Annotated in this window: 13 protein-coding genes and 1 tRNA gene; 4 read left to right on the forward strand and 10 right to left on the reverse strand. The window is 42.0% G+C overall.

Annotation, left to right across the window (positions count from 1 at the left end):
- Nucleotides 1-1008 carry an MlaD family protein gene (locus D3P12_RS08515; protein ID WP_118194611.1) on the forward strand — a complete coding sequence of 336 codons (1008 nt, stop codon included), beginning with the start codon at nucleotides 1-3 and terminating at the stop codon, nucleotides 1006-1008.
- Between the two features lie 27 nt (nucleotides 1009-1035).
- Here the strand turns inward: D3P12_RS08515 and D3P12_RS08520 are convergent, their stop codons facing one another.
- From D3P12_RS08520 to D3P12_RS08550, 7 genes are all read right to left on the reverse strand, one after another.
- A complete protein-coding gene (locus tag D3P12_RS08520) occupies nucleotides 1036-1659 on the reverse strand; it encodes a 7-carboxy-7-deazaguanine synthase QueE (protein WP_118194613.1) in 624 nt (207 codons plus the stop codon).
- On the reverse strand, nucleotides 1659-2537 hold the full coding sequence (locus tag D3P12_RS08525) for a bifunctional 5,10-methylenetetrahydrofolate dehydrogenase/5,10-methenyltetrahydrofolate cyclohydrolase (RefSeq protein ID WP_118194615.1): 879 nt from the start codon (nucleotides 2535-2537) through the stop codon (nucleotides 1659-1661). The genes D3P12_RS08520 and D3P12_RS08525 overlap by 1 nt, the downstream gene beginning before the upstream one ends.
- Nucleotides 2538-2543: 6 nt before the next feature.
- A complete protein-coding gene (gene lepA / locus D3P12_RS08530; RefSeq protein WP_118194617.1) occupies nucleotides 2544-4331 on the reverse strand; it encodes a translation elongation factor 4 in 1788 nt (595 codons plus the stop codon).
- A 62-nt stretch (nucleotides 4332-4393) separates the two neighbouring features.
- Nucleotides 4394-5551, reverse strand: coding sequence for an AI-2E family transporter (locus D3P12_RS08535; protein WP_118194619.1), 1158 nt, complete (start codon nucleotides 5549-5551; stop codon nucleotides 4394-4396).
- Nucleotides 5552-5694: 143 nt separating this feature from the next.
- On the reverse strand, nucleotides 5695-5943 hold the full coding sequence (locus D3P12_RS15345; protein WP_157970297.1) for a hypothetical protein: 249 nt from the start codon (nucleotides 5941-5943) through the stop codon (nucleotides 5695-5697).
- Between the two features lie 81 nt (nucleotides 5944-6024).
- Complete coding sequence (locus tag D3P12_RS08545) at nucleotides 6025-6585, reverse strand: NADPH-dependent FMN reductase (RefSeq protein WP_118194623.1); 561 nt, start codon at nucleotides 6583-6585, stop codon at nucleotides 6025-6027.
- Between the two features lie 478 nt (nucleotides 6586-7063).
- Nucleotides 7064-7135: transfer RNA gene (locus D3P12_RS08550), tRNA-Arg, on the reverse strand.
- 351 nt (nucleotides 7136-7486) lie between these two features.
- Between D3P12_RS08550 and D3P12_RS08560 the strand changes: the two genes are divergently transcribed.
- The 3 genes from D3P12_RS08560 to can all read left to right on the forward strand — a co-directional run bounded on the left by D3P12_RS08560 (nucleotide 7487) and on the right by can (nucleotide 10074).
- Complete coding sequence (locus tag D3P12_RS08560; RefSeq protein WP_165438728.1) at nucleotides 7487-7795, forward strand: hypothetical protein; 309 nt, start codon at nucleotides 7487-7489, stop codon at nucleotides 7793-7795.
- An 85-nt stretch (nucleotides 7796-7880) separates the two neighbouring features.
- Entirely contained in the window at nucleotides 7881-9428 is a 1548-nt protein-coding gene (locus tag D3P12_RS08565; RefSeq protein WP_118194629.1) for a SulP family inorganic anion transporter, read from the forward strand.
- Nucleotides 9415-10074: a carbonate dehydratase gene (gene can, locus D3P12_RS08570; RefSeq protein ID WP_118194631.1), complete on the forward strand. Its 660-nt coding sequence runs from the start codon at nucleotides 9415-9417 to the stop codon at nucleotides 10072-10074. Before D3P12_RS08565 ends, can begins: the two co-directional genes overlap by 14 nt.
- A 110-nt stretch (nucleotides 10075-10184) precedes the next feature.
- Here can and D3P12_RS08575 read toward each other — a convergent pair whose 3' ends face one another.
- The 3 genes from D3P12_RS08575 to D3P12_RS08585 are packed head-to-tail and all read right to left on the reverse strand — an operon-like array spanning nucleotide 10185 to nucleotide 15952.
- Nucleotides 10185-11579, reverse strand: coding sequence for an efflux transporter outer membrane subunit (locus tag D3P12_RS08575; protein ID WP_118197035.1), 1395 nt, complete (start codon nucleotides 11577-11579; stop codon nucleotides 10185-10187).
- Nucleotides 11580-11586: 7 nt separating this feature from the next.
- The gene (locus D3P12_RS08580) at nucleotides 11587-14748 is read right to left on the reverse strand and encodes an efflux RND transporter permease subunit (RefSeq protein ID WP_118194633.1); all 3162 of its coding nucleotides are present in this window, start codon (nucleotides 14746-14748) and stop codon (nucleotides 11587-11589) included.
- A gap of 22 nt (nucleotides 14749-14770) precedes the next feature.
- Complete coding sequence (locus D3P12_RS08585) at nucleotides 14771-15952, reverse strand: efflux RND transporter periplasmic adaptor subunit (RefSeq protein WP_118194635.1); 1182 nt, start codon at nucleotides 15950-15952, stop codon at nucleotides 14771-14773.
- Nucleotides 15953-16047 lie beyond the last annotated feature (95 nt).

A 16047-nucleotide genomic window follows, 5' to 3' on the forward strand; every position in this document is an offset into this window, starting at 1 on the left:
ATGAAATCAGCAGAAAGAAAGCGCTCTATTATTGTTGGCTTATTTGTTTTAATAGGCATCATCATTCTCCTCGCCGGGATTTTTGTCATCGGTGGACAGCAGAACCGCTTTGGGGGAGCGATTAAAATCAGCGCCATATTTGATAATGCAGCAGGATTGAAAAAAGGTGGTAATGTATGGTTTTCGGGAGTTAAAGTCGGTACCATACGCGAAGTTAATTTTACACCGTCGAGTCAGGTTGAGATCATCATGGTTATTAACGATGAGTCCAAAGAATATATCCGCAAGGATGCAGCGGCTGTTATCAGTTCCGAAGGTTTCATTGGTAATAAGATGATTGTGATTGAAGGAGGTAGTAGCGATATTCCATTTATAGAGAATGGCGATCAATTGCGTGCAAAGGAAGGTAATGATACAGAAGCCATGATGGCGACACTCCAGGTTAACAACGAAAATTTGGTAGCGATTACAAATGATGTCAAAGCTCTAAGTGAGCGTGTTAGAAGAGGAGAGGGGACCATCGGTGCTTTCTTCACCGATTCACTAATGGCAGAAAATATGAAAGCCATGATGGTAAACTTGAATCAGGCCGCCGTGAATTCCAGAAAAGTATCAGAGAACTTAGCCGCTTTTTCAGCAAAATTAAATACCGAAGGCGGCTTGGCCGGCGACCTGCTGACAGATACAACTGTTTTTGCAAGTTTAAAATCATCTGTGGCTCAATTGGAAGATATAACCCAAAATGCTAATACACTTACAGAGAATTTAAACTCTGCAAGCAGTCAACTCAACAATAATGACAATGCGTTGGGCCTATTGCTTAACGATGAGGCAACGGCTGAACAGGTCAAACAAACGATGGATAATCTAGAGGCTAGCACCGAAAAGCTGAATCGAAACATGGAGGCTTTACAGCATAACTTTTTGTTCCGAGGTTTTTTCAAAAAGGAAGCGAAACGCTTAGAAAAGGAAGAACGAGATTCTATTGCAGCCTCAAATGCCAACTAATTACCAACGAATCCATTTATTTTCCCGTTAAGGGATATTCATAAACTTATGGGTTTGTAAGGAAACTTCCCATTGGGGGTTTTCTTTTACATAGTCGATAATCATCGGCGTAATCTCTTTGGCTTTCGACCATTCGGGTTGCAGATATAATTTGCATGAAGATGAAACCGCTTTAGCATAATCTTCGGCCCATTTGAAATCACTTTTGTTGAATACGATCACTTTCAACTCGTTAGCAAAAGATGTAATATCGGGTCGGGGTGCTTTGAATTTCTTTGGCGAAAGGCAGATCCAATCCCATTCACCTGAAAGTGGATATGCGCCAGAGGTCTCGATAAAAGTTTGTATGCCATTTGCCTTCAGCTGCTTCGTCAGGTAGTCCATGTTATAAATCAGGGGTTCCCCACCGGTAACGACTACTGTCTTTGCTGGGTACTGACTAGCGTGCTCCACAATTTGGTCGGCAGCAGTTAAAGGATGTATGGATGCATCCCAACTTTCCTTGACATCACACCAATGGCATCCTACGTCACAACCTCCGAGCCGAATAAAATAAGCTGCTTTTCCTGTATTGTACCCTTCTCCTTGAATGGTATAGAACTCTTCCATCAATGGAAGCAATGTGCCATCTTCAGGAACTGAATTGTTCATTAATAAATATCTCCTTTTGCTGATTTCAGCGTATTCTTTAATAATCCCACAATCGTCATCAAACCAACACCGCCGGGTACAGGACTGATCCATGAACTCTTAGGCGCTACCTGGTCAAAATCGACATCCCCATAGAGCTTGTATCCCGATTTGGTTGTTGAAGATGGTTCTCGATTGATACCTACATCAATGACAATCGCTCCTTCTTTCACCATATCCGCAGTAACGAAATTCTTCCGGCCAATAGCTGCAACGATGATATCGGCCTGTCGCACGATCTCGGATAAATTTTTTGTCTTGCTGTGTGTCAATGTTACGGTACAGTTTCCCGGCTTACTATTACGGGCCAATAAGATACTGATCGGGCTCCCTACGATGTTACTTCTACCGATCACCACCGCATGTTTCCCTTCAGTTTCAATTTGATAGTGCTCTAACATAAGCATGATACCGTACGGTGTGGCAGGTATAAAACACGGAAGGTTACGCATCATGCGCCCCAAGTTAATTGGGTGAAACCCATCTACGTCTTTCCGGTAGTCGATAGCGGCTGTTATTTTTTCAGGATCAATATGTTCCGGTAATGGTAATTGGACAATAAGTCCGTCGACAGCCTCATCACGATTAAGTTTATCGATTTTTCCCAATACCTCCTCTTCTGTGACATTTTCTTCGTAGCGTATCAGTGTCGATTTAAAACCCACTTTTTCACAATTTCTCATCTTGCTCGCTACGTAGGTTTCACTTCCACCATCATGTCCAACTAAAATGGCCACCAAGTGTGGTTTACGCCCTGTTACCTCAAAAAAATCTTCGGCTTCATTCGCGATATCTTCTTTTATTTTTTCCGAAACTGCTTTACCGTCCAATATTTCCATGATGTATTAGTCTAATTTTAACACGGCCATGAATGCAGATTGCGGGATCTCCACATTACCTACCTGGCGCATTCTTTTTTTCCCTTTTTTCTGTTTTTCAAGAAGCTTACGTTTTCTCGATATGTCACCACCATAACATTTGGCGGTTACGTCTTTTCGTAGAGCACGAACGCTTTCTCTCGCTATAATTTTAGCACCGATTGATGCTTGAATAATGATCTCGAATTGTTGACGGGGGAGAAGCTCTTTCAGTTTTTCGCATATCTTTTTCCCGAATTCATAAGCATTACTTCGGTGGATTAATGAAGAAAGAGCATCCACTGGTTCCGAGTTCAGTCGGATATCCAGTTTCACTAAATCGGATTGACGATAGCCTATCTGATGATAATCAAAAGACGCATAGCCTTTCGATATCGTCTTTAATTTATCGTAAAAATCGAAAACGATCTCGCCCATTGGCATTTCAAAAGTGAGTTCAACCCGGTCAGCAGTCAAATAAGACTGGTTGATGATCACCCCTCTTTTTTGAATACAAAGCGACATAACCGGGCCCACAAAATCTGCCTTTGTAATGATGTTAGCCTTAATAAACGGCTCTTCCACATAGTCGATTTTGCTGACATCGGGTAAATCTGACGGGTTGTTTACTTTAACAGAGCCATCTTTTGTTGTATGCGCAATATAGGAAACGTTTGGAACTGTTGTGATCACAGTCATATCAAACTCACGTTCCAGTCGCTCCTGGATAATTTCCATGTGCAGCATGCCCAGGAACCCACACCGAAAGCCGAAACCTAAGGCAGCGGAAGATTCTGGCTCAAAAACAAGCGATGCGTCGTTTAGTTGTAACCGGTGCATACTCTCCCGAAGTTCCTCGTAATCCTCCGTGTCCACCGGATAAATACCTGCAAACACCATGGGTTTTACTTCCTCGAAGCCTTGGATTGCTTCCTTACTCGGGCGTGCCAATGTTGTAATTGTATCGCCTACCTTTACTTCCCTAGCTTCTTTAATACCTGAAACGATATAGCCAACATCACCTGTTTTAACAACGCTCTTTGGTACTTGGGTTAATTTTAAAGTCCCAATTTCATCCGCCGTATATTCTTTTCCGGTAGCAATAAACTTGACACGATCACCTTTTTTTATCTCGCCATTTTCTACTTTGAAATAAGCCATGATCCCTCGAAAGGAATTGTATACAGAGTCAAAAATAAGTGCCTGTAGCGGTGCTTCCGGATCACCTACGGGATGTGGGACGCGGGTAACGATAGCTTCCAGAATTTCCGGAACACCCATTCCCGTCTTACCCGAGGCAGGAATAATTTCTTCTCGTTTTCCGCCGATTAAATCAATTATCTGATCTTTCACTTCCTCTGGCATCGCACCCGGTAAATCCATCTTATTGAGGATAGGAATGATTTCTAAATCATGTTCCAGCGCTAGATATAAATTGGAAATAGTTTGGGCTTGAATACCTTGTGAAGCATCCACAATCAATAAAGCACCTTCACAGGCCGCTATGGATCTTGATACTTCATATGAAAAGTCGACGTGTCCCGGCGTGTCGATTAAGTTAAATACGTATTCCTGACCTTCATGAATATAGTTCATCTGGATAGCATGACTCTTGATCGTTATACCACGCTCTCGCTCTAGGTCCATATTATCAAGCAACTGTGCCTGTGATTCTCGTTGTGTAACCGTTTGTGTATATTCCAATAATCGATCAGCCAGTGTACTTTTACCATGATCGATATGCGCAATAATACAAAAGTTGCGGATATGCTTCATTTAAGGAGTTAAAAATCGTTCTAAAAGGCAAAGATAAATCTTTGCTTTGTATTTCAAACGATTTATTTGTCAGCTTTCTTTTTTGTCTTCAACGACGACTCTAAAGCTTTCTTGATTCGCCACTCTCGGAGTCGTTTGAAGTTACTTTTCGACTTCAAGTGAGTTTCCTCCGGTTCGCCAATTAAAAATCCAAAATGAGATAGGGAAGGGTTTGCGTCCAAGACAACCTTGATGATAGCGATTAGTGGAAGGGCAAGAATCAGACCCGCCAATCCGAAGAGCATACCACCCAATAGTAAGCCGACGATCGACATTAAAGGGTTGATACTTACTTTACTCCCTACAATATTTGGGGTGATCAGGTTCGCTTCGAAGAACTGTACAACTTGGAACCATGCAATAACACCGACTGCATACCATGCATTGTCCTTTGTTGCAATAGCAAACAGTGCGGGTAGAATGGATCCAATTGCGATACCGATATATGGGATTAGCATAAGTAGCGCTGCAAGGATACCGAAGAACCAGGCGTAGCTGATACCCATGACTAATAATCCGGCAGTATTAAGGATGGCAACGATACCCATAACTGTTAATAAGCCCACAAGGTAACTCTGTACCACACCGTAAATATCGTTCAAGATCTTATTGACCTTTTCTTTGCCGGTTGACTTAAACGTTAGAAAAAAGAATTCACGGAAGAAATCGCGGTAGTACAACATAAAGAATACGAATAGAGGAACCAGTACTACACTAGAGAGTATTCCGCCGATTGAACTAAACGCACGTTGGATGTAGGTTGTGGCGTTTGATAATGCATTGTCAGTGAACTCATGAAATTTTTGCGACAGCATATCATCGGTAATGCCGAACTTTTCGTTTGTCCATTGTGTAATCACTGTTAAAATTTCCTGAAAACGAGCAACCATGTCTTCCCCATTTCTTCCAATATTCAGGACCTGATTGACAATCAGGTAAATGAGTCCCACAATAACAATAATAGCGACAATGACGGATATGATAGCTGCTAATAGTCGTGGTATTCGCCAACGCTCGAGTAGGGTGGCCAAGGGGAACAAGGTAATGGCAATTAGCATACTGAAAAGCAGGGGCACCAGCACGCTTTGTAGCATATAGGATAGAACTAGAATCAAGATGAGCGTAACTAACCTTACAGCTAATAAATACTCGCTACTTTTTGGGGTTATAGGTTTTTCCATCCTCGGTTTTTATATGAACTATTAAGCAATGATCCTGAGATTTAATCCTATGCAAAATACACAAAAATGTCGCCAATTATTAATCAGCAGAATATTATCTTTACGATTGTGATTAATCTTTAATATAATGCAATTTTCTCAATTTACCGATTCACTTCAAGAAAGTAGCCCGGCTCCTGATCTTTCTGTTCACCTGAAAGCGCTGTGGTATGATAAAAAGGGTTTATGGAAAGAAGCTCACGACCTCGTCGATAGTTTGGATGATGCTGACTCTGCCTTGGTGCATGCTTACCTCCACCGAGTGGAAGGCGACCAGTGGAATGCTGATTATTGGTATCGCAAGGCGGGACGCCGACGTCCGGATGTGACTCTAGAAGAAGAGTGGGAGGCACTAGTACAACAGTTTCTCTGATCTCAGACCTTGTGATGACGATTTCAAGAAACTGTTGAATTATATACCCTATAACATTGTGTTAGCCTTTTAAGGCTTTCGTTAATTTAACCAGGTTAAGCAAAAGTTTGCCGATGAACCCTTTGGCGTCTTCGTCTGTAAGATTTCCTTGCTTGTCAAACTTGTTTTGTGCCATACCAATCATCACCTCTGGCTGATTAACTGCGGTGATATCCAGAAATACGAACATCTGTCTTAAATGATATTGTGCACGTGCGGTAGCTATATTACCAATGGAGGCTCCCATAATAGCAGCTGGTTTTCCACTGAAAGCATTGTCTCCATAGGGCCTGGATGCCCAGTCAATGTAGTTTTTCAATACGCCAGGTACCGAGTAATTATATTCAGGAGTTACGAATAAAATAGCATCGGCTTCTCTAATCTTTTTCTTAAACTCTACGATTGTGGCCGGCGGATCTTGTTCTTTATCTTGATTAAAGCCTGGGAGGTTCTCGTCAAGTTCATAGATTTCTATCTCAGCATTTTCCGGAACTAATTTGCAAGCTTCCTTTAATGCTGATCGATTAAAAGATTCTTTTCGAACACTTCCTGCAATTCCTAAGATCTTAATTTTGTCATTCATGTTTATTGGTTTTTTTAGTTTTCGATAGATATTACTTTCCTAACAATTTTAAACAAAATTGGTTTCTTGTGCCTTTGTTTTTAAAGCCGATTGTTTTCAATCCGATCGCCGCGTTTTTTTAAACCCAACCAAATAAAGACATTTCACGAGTTTCTTAAAGATTAAATTACGGTCGCTGTTAACTCGGTTCTTTTTTGTTGTATAATAAGACGTATATACACCAGAAGTTATTCGGATCTTAGTCGTACTTTAGTCGTGTTCACTCGAACAATGTCCGAAGGATGTCCGAACAATGTCCGACTAATGTCCGCCTAAGAATAGGACAAAATATCTCCATGATAGAAACAAGTTAAGTCGTCGGGAAGGGTTTTTTGTTGAAAAAATAAGAAGTGTATAGGTGAAAAAAAGAGAGTGGTTTTTAACTAAAAGGAAATATAAAAAAGGCTGCATCAATGATTTATGATACAGCCCTTTCGTGTGTTCCCGACGAGATTCGAACTCATATCATCAGAACCGGAATCTGACATTCTATCCATTGAACTACGGGAACAGAAGAAATGCAAATATATAGAAACTGCCAATGATAGCCTAATTATTATTTAGTAATTTTTTATCACCTATATTTCTGTTTTATATTATATTTTAGTGGTTTTTAGGTTAAAAATATATTGCTTTATTGTTTTTGTATTGTAAAAATTAGTTTTTTGCTGAAAAATACGGTTAAAATCAGAAAAATATGGTGTTTATATGTTTTTTAAGACGCTGTTTGAATGAATAAAAGTGGAATGGCATTTTTTTCTGTTTTTTTGTAATTTTTTTAACGTATAATGTGTAGTGATTGGTAATTTTTATATATTTGGCACTGTAATTTATGCTCTGTTCGTAAAACGGCATCTTGAAAGTGAAAAAAAGAATAATATTTAGTTTTCTGTTTTTTTCCATCTTCGCCTCGAAGATGATTATTTCAACAGCACCTATTATCGTAAACTTTAACGATAGCGAATTTATCATAAACGTCATGATGCAACTGGAAGTAGAAGGAAAAGCACAGGGCGCGGTCGATGTGAAAGAGATTCCTGTTTCTAATTACATACTTCAGTTTAATGATTTAGCGATCCATCTTCCACAGATAAGTTTTAATCTCGAGAATGAGCGTGATATTATCGCATTTTTCCCGTCTGTCCCCACACCGCCTCCTAACTTCTGTTAAGTAAGAACTGTTCGGCGCTCGACTATTTTTCTCTGTCGAAGCAATTTTCTTGAATGTTTTACTTTAATTAAAATACTTTTTTAGTATGAAAGGAACACGTGTGTCTGCGTTTTTGAAATTATCGAAACGCGACCTAAAAAACGATATACCTGCAAGTATAGTGGTCTTTCTTGTAGCATTACCCTTGTGTCTTGGTATAGCAATGGCGTCTGGCGCGCCTTTATTCGCCGGAATTTTAACTGGTATTATAGGTGGTCTTGTGGTCGCATCGATCAGCGGTTCGCAATTGAGTGTTAGCGGGCCTGCTGCGGGACTTACCATCATTGTTTTAGGGGCGATCCAGTCTTTGGGAGCCTATCCTACATTTTTACTGGCCGTTGTTATCGCTGGTGTATTGCAAATGATTTTGTTTTTCGCAAAAGCTGGTAATATTGGCAATTTTTTTCCGTCTTCGGTAATTATGGGAATGCTCGCCGCCATTGGGATTACCATTATTCTGCAGCAGATTCCCTATGGGCTTGGTTTAAGTGTGAGTGTTTTTTCAATCGAATGGCATCAACTACTGGCGTCTATCAATTGGGGTGCTCTAGTAATCTGTATTACTTCGGTCATTATTTTAATTGGAATGCCAAAAATTAAAAAGCTTAAGTTGATCCCTGCTCCTTTAGTGGTTGTCCTTCTGGGCTTAGCGGCATTCTATCTATTTAAAGGAACGCCATTAGAAATTCAAAGTAATCAATTGGTGCAGATTCCAATTGTCACATCGATGGATGATTTCCTAAATCTGTTTGTTTTTCCTGATTTTAGCCAGATCCTGAATAAGGATGTATGGATCGTTGCTTTTACAATTGCGATCATTGCTAGTATTGAGACTCTGCTAAGTATTGAGGCTGTGGATAAGATGGATCCGATGAAACGAACATCGGATACAAATCGCGAATTGCTCGCGCAGGGAGTTGGCAACATGACCAGTGGATTGTTCGGTGGCTTGCCGCTGACATCAGTAATCGTGCGCTCTTCAGCAAATGTAAATGCAGGCGCCAAATCAAGGCAAAGTGCCATGTTCCATGGATTGTGGTTGCTACTGGCATTGGTTTTATTCCCGGTAGTCATTAACATGATTCCTTTAGCTTGTTTGGCGGCAATTTTATTGGTAACGGGCTATAAATTAGCAAATCCTGCTTTATTCGTTAATACATTTAAACGTGGCGTTGATCAGTTTGTGCCTTTTATTGCAACGGTTATCGCAATTATTCTGACCGATTTGCTGACGGGTGTTGGCGTGGGTATCGTTATTTCACTACTCTACGTGCTTCGGAACAATATGCGGAATTCATTTGATTATGAGGGTCAGGAGTCAGATCAGGAACATAAGGTGGTCGTGACCTTGTCTGAAGAGGTTTCTTTTTTGAACAAGCCGGCTATCCGGTTCTCGCTCCAGAATATACCAAGAAAGGTTAATGAGATTGTTATTGATGGGCGGAAAAGTAAGTTCATTGATAAAGATGTGATCTTGGTGATCAAAGAATATGAGGCGCTCTATATCAATCGCGGAAAAATTGTACAACTACTTGAAGTGGAAAATAAACAGAATTTTAAATCTATAAAAAAACATAAACATGTGTCAAAATAATAATATTATATCATACGAAGAATTGTTAGTAGGAAATAGGGAATTTGTTGCCAGCTCGTTGAAAGAGGATCCCGAATTCTTTGATAGATTAGCCGAAGGACAAAAACCACCGGTTCTTTGGATCGGTTGCTCGGATAGCAGGGTGCCTGCTAATCAAATTACCAACACAAAGCCTGGAGAGATATTCGTTCACCGAAATATAGCAAACGTTGTTGTCAATAGTGACATGAACATGCTCAGCGTACTAGACTATGCGGTGAATGTTTTGGAAGTCCGCTATATTATTGTCTGTGGACATTATGGTTGTGGTGGGGTTGCTGCTGCGATGAGTAATAAGCAGTTCGGATTAATAGATAATTGGTTGAGACATATCAAAGATGCGTATCGTCTGCACAGTTTAGAGCTTGACCAGATTGTTGATACGGAGGAAAAGTTGGATAAGATGGTGGAGCTTAATGTGGTCGAGAGCGTTTATAATCTTTCTAAAACTTCGATTGTACAAAATGCATGGAGCAGGGGCAAGGAGCTATCTTTACACGGTTGGACATATAGCTTGAAGACCGGATTGATTAATGATTTGGATGTGACCTGTGAAGGAATGGGGCATCTGCCATCTGTGTTTAATTTTGAATATCAAGAAGGTTAACGCTTCCGTACAATAAATGTCCAAAAATAAAAGAAGCCTCTCTCTGGATTAAAAAAGAGAGAGGCTTCTTTTTGAGAAAATTCAATTCCTATAATGCTGTTTCGACAATACTATTTCGACCCACCTCCGAGGGAGCGATAAAGATTTACGACTGAGATTAGCCGTTCCAGACGGTCATTAACCCCTCCCAACTCGGCTTGTAACAAACTTTGTCTGGCCGTAATAACTTCCGTATAGTTGGCAAAACCATTTTCCAAAAGTTCTTGAGAATAGTCCACCGCTTTTTCCAATGCATCTTTTTGTTTTTGACGGACTACGATCTTTTGATTCGCGGTCTCATAAAGCGATAGGGCATCGGAAACTTCGCGACCGGCCTCCAAAAGCGCCGTTTTGAAGTTCAGCAATGCTGTTTTTTGTTGTAATAAGGCAACTTCTAAACGAGTTTTGTTCAGTCGCTTGTTGAAGATCGGTTGTGCCAGTCCCGCACCGATGCTTGCGACAAATGAGGCGGGATCAAGCAGATTGGAAATATCTGTTGTATTAAATCCAGCTGAACCGGTAATGGAAATGCTAGGATAGAAATACGTTCTAGCCATGTTGGCCAATTCAAACTGCTGTCTGAATTGCAACTCTGCTTGCAAGACGTCGGGTCGGTTTGCCAATAACTGTGACGGTATCCCCGTATTCAATGACATGGGTAGTAATTGTTGGCCAAGATGGCCTCTGTCTATTGCATTCGGCTGTGAGCCAATTAAGATGCTCAGTGCGTTTTCCGTCTCACGGATTGCTTGTTTAAGATCCGGTATGGTAACCTCGGCTGCATAACGTTGGGCTTCACTCTGTACAACCGCAGCTTCTGTAACGGTGGCGGCTTCTTTCAGCGCGCGCATGGTCTCCACCGTACTATTCCAGTTTATGATTGTCTTTTCGGTAATAGCCAATTGTTCATCCATAGCTAAAAGCTGATAATAATAATTGGCAATCGTTGCAATCAATCTCGTTTTCACAGCTTTGGCGGCCTCGGTGGTAGCTAATAGATTGGCTAATTCTGCCTTTTTGCTGCTCTTGAGCTTGCCCCATATATCGGCTTCCCAAGCTGATGATACCGTGATATTATATTGTGTGATATTGCTGCCGCGACCAAAGCGCTGAGCTTCAGGAAGGCGACTTTCATCGATACCAGCGTTCAGGTTAAGGTTAGGGAGAAAGGCTGCTTTGCTTTGATTGAAATAGGCTTCCGCTTGTTGTATGTTTAGGTAGGCTATTTCTAGGTCGGGATTATTTGCGAGCCCTGTTTTTATGAGAGCCTGTAACATGGGGTCGGTGAATACATCTTCCCATGCTAAATAGGCGATCGAATTGGTGTCTGTATCTTGAATATCACGGTATAGGCTATCGATATTCATCTCAGGTTTGGAGTATTCTTTCGTAACCCCACATGATGATAAGAAGGCAATACTTATCAGTGAAAAAAATAATCCGTAGTTTAAAAATCTTTTTGACATGATTCTTTTAGCTATTATCAGAGTTATCATTCGGTTGTGCGTTCGCAGCAGTCGGCAAAGGCTTTTTGCGGAATCGCTCCTGTATTCCCTGAAAAATAATGAACAGAATAGGGATTACAAAAACCCCAAACAGGGTACCTATTAACATTCCCCCAACAGCGCCGGTACCAATTGCCTGGTTGCCGACAGCACCAGCTCCCTTAGAAAGCATGAGTGGGATAAGTCCAAATATAAAGGCGAAAGAGGTCATTAATATTGGTCTGAAACGTGCCTGTGCACCTTCAAGCGCAGCTTTGACGATCGGCATTCCCTGTCTTCTTCTTTCTGCTGAAAACTCCACGATCAGAATGGCATTCTTGGAGAGAAGCCCGACGAGCATGATGAGGGTAATCTGCAAATAGATATTGTTTGATATGCCGAATAGGGTTGCAAAAATATATACACCAGCTAAACCGATTGGTAGGGAAAGGAGTACTGCAAAGGGCAATATATAACTTTCATATTGGGCGCTTAACAATAGATAGACGAAGACGATTACCAATAAGAAAATCAATAAAGTTTGACTACCGGCTGAGATTTCCTCACGGGTCATCCCTGAGAACTCATAAGCGTAACCGACCGGCAAGGAAGTTGCGGCAACTTCCTCAATAGCCTGAATAGCATCACCAGAACTATAACCCGGGTTAGGAGAACCATTGATTTCGATCGCGGTGAATAGGTTGAACCGGGAAATGGATTGCGGTCCGTATACGCGTTCCAGCGAAATAAAACTGCTGATTGGCGCCATTTGTCCATTTGCATTACGAACAAAAATATTGTTTAACCCTTCGGGGTTAGCTCGGTATTGTGGTTCTGCCTGATACATAACGCGGTATTGCTTACCAAATTGGTTGAAGTTGGACGCATAAACTCCACCGTAGTATCCCTGCATGGTTCCTAGAATCTCGTTTACTGTGAAACCAGCTTCTTTCGTTTTTTCCACATTGATGTCAATCTGATACTGTGGGAAATTAGGGTCGAAAGATGTCGAGGCATATTGAATTTCCGGACGTTCGTTTAAGGCTGCTATAAAATCATTACCCACTTTGGTAAAGGTAGCAATGTCTGCTCCTGTACGATCCTGAAGCTGGAATTCGAAGCCTTGTGAAACACCGAAACCACTGATGGTTGGTGGTGCGAAAAAGATTACCTTGGCTTCAGTAACTGAACGTGTTTGGGCAAAAAGCTGGCCGATGATAGCTTCGACACTTTGATTGTCTTCTTTTCGTTGGGACCAATCTTTTAATCTGATGATCAGCATCGCGTAATTACTTCCCCGACCACTGATTAAACCATTACCGCTTACGCGAAGTACATTTTCAACTTCTGGGATATTCCGCACCAATCTTTCCACTTCGATCGCTACTTCTTCAGTTCGTTCTACGGACGCTGAAGTAGGAAGAGCAATATCCGCCATAATTGAGCCTGTATCCTCGTTCGGAACGAACGCTGTTGGTGTTGTCTTCATCAGGTAAACGAATGCTCCAGCAAAGAGGGCGATACCCAGGAAAGCGATCCATTTACGATGGATAAGAAACGAAACGGACTTTCTATACTTGTTTGTTGTCGCATTAAACGCGGTGTTAAATGCTAGATAGAAACGCTGTAAAAGGTTTTTCTTTTTATGTTCTTCATCGTGAGGCTTAAGGAAAATAGCACAGAGCGCCGGACTTAATGTCAGAGCGTTTACCGCAGAGAGGAGGATGGCGACAGCCAACGTTAATCCAAATTGCTGATAGAAAACACCTGCTGAACCGGAAATAAAGCTAATCGGAACGAACACAGCAGCCATGACCAATGTAATGGATATGATAGCTCCAGTGATTTCGCCCATCGCATCCTTTGTGGCGTCTAATGCGGACGTATAGCCTTGATCGAGCTTTGCATGGACGGCCTCGACGACGACAATGGCATCATCGACAACAATACCAATTGCTAGAAGCAGAGCGAATAAGGTTAGTAGGTTGATCGTAAACCCGAATACACTTAAGAAGAAGAAGGTACCAATGATTGAAACGGGTACGGCAATGGCAGGGATTAACGTTGACCGGAAATCCTGTAGGAAAATAAATACAACCAGGAATACGAGGATGAAGGCTTCGATCAACGTTGTGATTACCTTGCTGATTGATGCATCTAAAAAGTCGTTTGCATTAACCAGTGTTACGTACTTAATGCCTTTGGGGAAGTTTTGAGCGGCTTCGTCGAGTACCTTCAAACTTCCTTCGATTACTTCCTGAGCATTTGACCCTGCTGTCTGGCTGATAGCGACACCTACCGATGGGTTGCCGTTGGTGGTAGAGGAGGTAGCATAATTCATTGCTCCGAGCTCCACTCTCGCAATGTCCCGTAACCTAAGAAGCTGGCCATCGCCACCTGCTCTTAGTACGATGTTTTCAAACTCTGTTACATCGGCAAGCCTGCCTTTGTATTTGATTGTGTACTGGAACGACTGACCGCCTTGTTCACCAAATTGTCCTGGCGCGGCTTCGATATTTTGTTCAGCCAAAGCAGCGCTGATATCATTTGGGACGAGGCCATAGGTAGCCATAACATCGGGCTTGAGCCAAATCCGCATGGAGTAGTCCATTTGTCCGAAGGCTCTTGCTTCACCGACACCGTTTACCCTTTTCATAAGGGGAACCAGGTTTATCTCTGCATAGTTTTGCAGAAAGGTCTGATCGTATGTTGGGTCTTCACTGTATAAGGAGAAAATAATCAGGTTACTGCTTTGTGTTTTAAAGGTGGAGACTCCTGAGCGTGTAACCTCTTGGGGTAACAGGCTGGTGGCTCGGGCCACTCTATTCTGGACGTTGACGTTGGCGATGTCTGGATCTGTGCCTGTCTTGAAAACGATTGTGATACGTGCACTACCATCGTTCCCGGCTGACGATCTCATGTACGCCATATCTTCTACACCATTGATCTGTTCCTCAAGTGGAACGATCACACTATTAAGAACAACTTCAGCATTGGCTCCTTGGTAGGATGCTGAAACAACGATGGTTGGTGGTGCTATATCGGGGTATTGTGAAACGGGAAGAGTAAGCAACCCTAAACCTCCTAATAAAACAATTAAAATGGAGATTACGGTAGCTAGTACAGGTCGTTCTATGAAACGATTAAACATAATTCTTTGTCAAGTTTGTATATTATCGAACAGTATCTTTGGTTGTAACGGGTTGAAATAAGCTGTCGGCGTTCACAGCAACCGGCTGTACATTCAGGCCGTCGCGGAGGGTCGCAAGACCTTCCATCACGATTTTGTCGCCAGCTTTCAATCCTCCACTTACGACGTAAAATTTGCCGTCATCGTTATCCATTACGGTAATTGCTTTGCTGCTTACTGTGTTGTCGTCTTGAAGTTGATATACAAATTTTTTACCTTGGATTTCGTAGGTTGCCTTCTGAGGGATGACGATCGCAGAATCAACCTTTAGTGGGATGGTGATTACACCGCTGCTACCACTTCGAACGATATTTCCAGGATTGGGGAAGGTAGCACGTACGCTGATGGAGCCGGTAGCTGTATTGATTAATCCACTGGTTGTCTCAATCTTACCTGGATGCGGGAACCTTGATCCGTTCGCTAAAATCAGAGAAACTTCAGGGATATTCGCCAGGCTGTTCCGGGCGGCTTCGTCTGTCTCTCTGCCTGAAATTTCAAGCATCTGTTTTTCGTTGATTGAAAAATAAGCGTATATATTGGTAATGTTGGAAACAGTCGTTAATGGCTGTGGGGTATTGCTGCTCACTAAACTTCCGATTTTATAGGGGAGTGTTCCAACGACCCCGTTAGCCGGACTGGTTATCAATGTATACCCTACGTTGGTTGACGCGTTTACAAGGTTGGCCCGTGCTTGCGCGAGCTGAGCTTTCTGTGATTCTAAATTAAATTGCGCAGACTCGAGCTGGTAGCGGCTAATGATGTTCTTCTCAACTAATGGCTGCACCTTGTTTACTTCCATTTGAGCTGTATTGACAGCTGCTTCGGCTATCTTAACAGCTGCTTCGGCCGATCTTTTCTCTTGCTCATATTGCGGGGCATTGATGCGGAATAGTGCCTGCCCTTCTTTAACGGTCGCCCCTTCATCTACATAGATGTGCTCGATAAAACCTTCGATTTTCGGTCTGATTTCGATATTCTGCTGACCTTCAATCGTTGCCGGGTAATTGCTGTTCAATGTAGTTGACCGGGGCTCGATGGTCAGGATAGGGTACTCAGATACTTGAACATCACCGTCTTGCCGGTTTTCTTTGTTGCCGCCGCAGGCAATGACAAATAGGATGGTGGGTAAAATAATGGCTTTTAAGACAGTATTTTTTTTCAACATAGTTAGTATTGTGATAGTATGATTATCAAAAGTACAATAATTCACCTGTTTTTAACGTTAGCGATTCGTTAAAGCGAAGAGGATTAAGTAAATTT

The organism is Pedobacter indicus (assembly GCF_003449035.1).
Lineage (GTDB): Bacteria > Bacteroidota > Bacteroidia > Sphingobacteriales > Sphingobacteriaceae > Albibacterium > Albibacterium indicum.

What these genes read in the sequence shown, in the direction of transcription:
- D3P12_RS08515 (WP_118194611.1), top strand. Translation starts at nt 1, where the DNA reads ATGAAATCAGCAGAAAGAAAGCGCTCTATTATTGTTGGCTTATTTGTT.
- D3P12_RS08520 (WP_118194613.1), bottom strand. Translation starts at nt 1,659, where the DNA reads ATGAACAATTCAGTTCCTGAAGATGGCACATTGCTTCCATTGATGGAA.
- D3P12_RS08525 (WP_118194615.1), bottom strand. Translation starts at nt 2,537, where the DNA reads ATGGAAATATTGGACGGTAAAGCAGTTTCGGAAAAAATAAAAGAAGAT.
- lepA (WP_118194617.1), bottom strand. Translation starts at nt 4,331, where the DNA reads ATGAAGCATATCCGCAACTTTTGTATTATTGCGCATATCGATCATGGT.
- D3P12_RS08535 (WP_118194619.1), bottom strand. Translation starts at nt 5,551, where the DNA reads ATGGAAAAACCTATAACCCCAAAAAGTAGCGAGTATTTATTAGCTGTA.
- D3P12_RS08545 (WP_118194623.1), bottom strand. Translation starts at nt 6,585, where the DNA reads ATGAATGACAAAATTAAGATCTTAGGAATTGCAGGAAGTGTTCGAAAA.
- D3P12_RS08565 (WP_118194629.1), top strand. Translation starts at nt 7,881, where the DNA reads ATGAAAGGAACACGTGTGTCTGCGTTTTTGAAATTATCGAAACGCGAC.
- can (WP_118194631.1), top strand. Translation starts at nt 9,415, where the DNA reads ATGTGTCAAAATAATAATATTATATCATACGAAGAATTGTTAGTAGGA.
- D3P12_RS08575 (WP_118197035.1), bottom strand. Translation starts at nt 11,579, where the DNA reads ATGTCAAAAAGATTTTTAAACTACGGATTATTTTTTTCACTGATAAGT.
- D3P12_RS08580 (WP_118194633.1), bottom strand. Translation starts at nt 14,748, where the DNA reads ATGTTTAATCGTTTCATAGAACGACCTGTACTAGCTACCGTAATCTCC.
- D3P12_RS08585 (WP_118194635.1), bottom strand. Translation starts at nt 15,952, where the DNA reads ATGTTGAAAAAAAATACTGTCTTAAAAGCCATTATTTTACCCACCATC.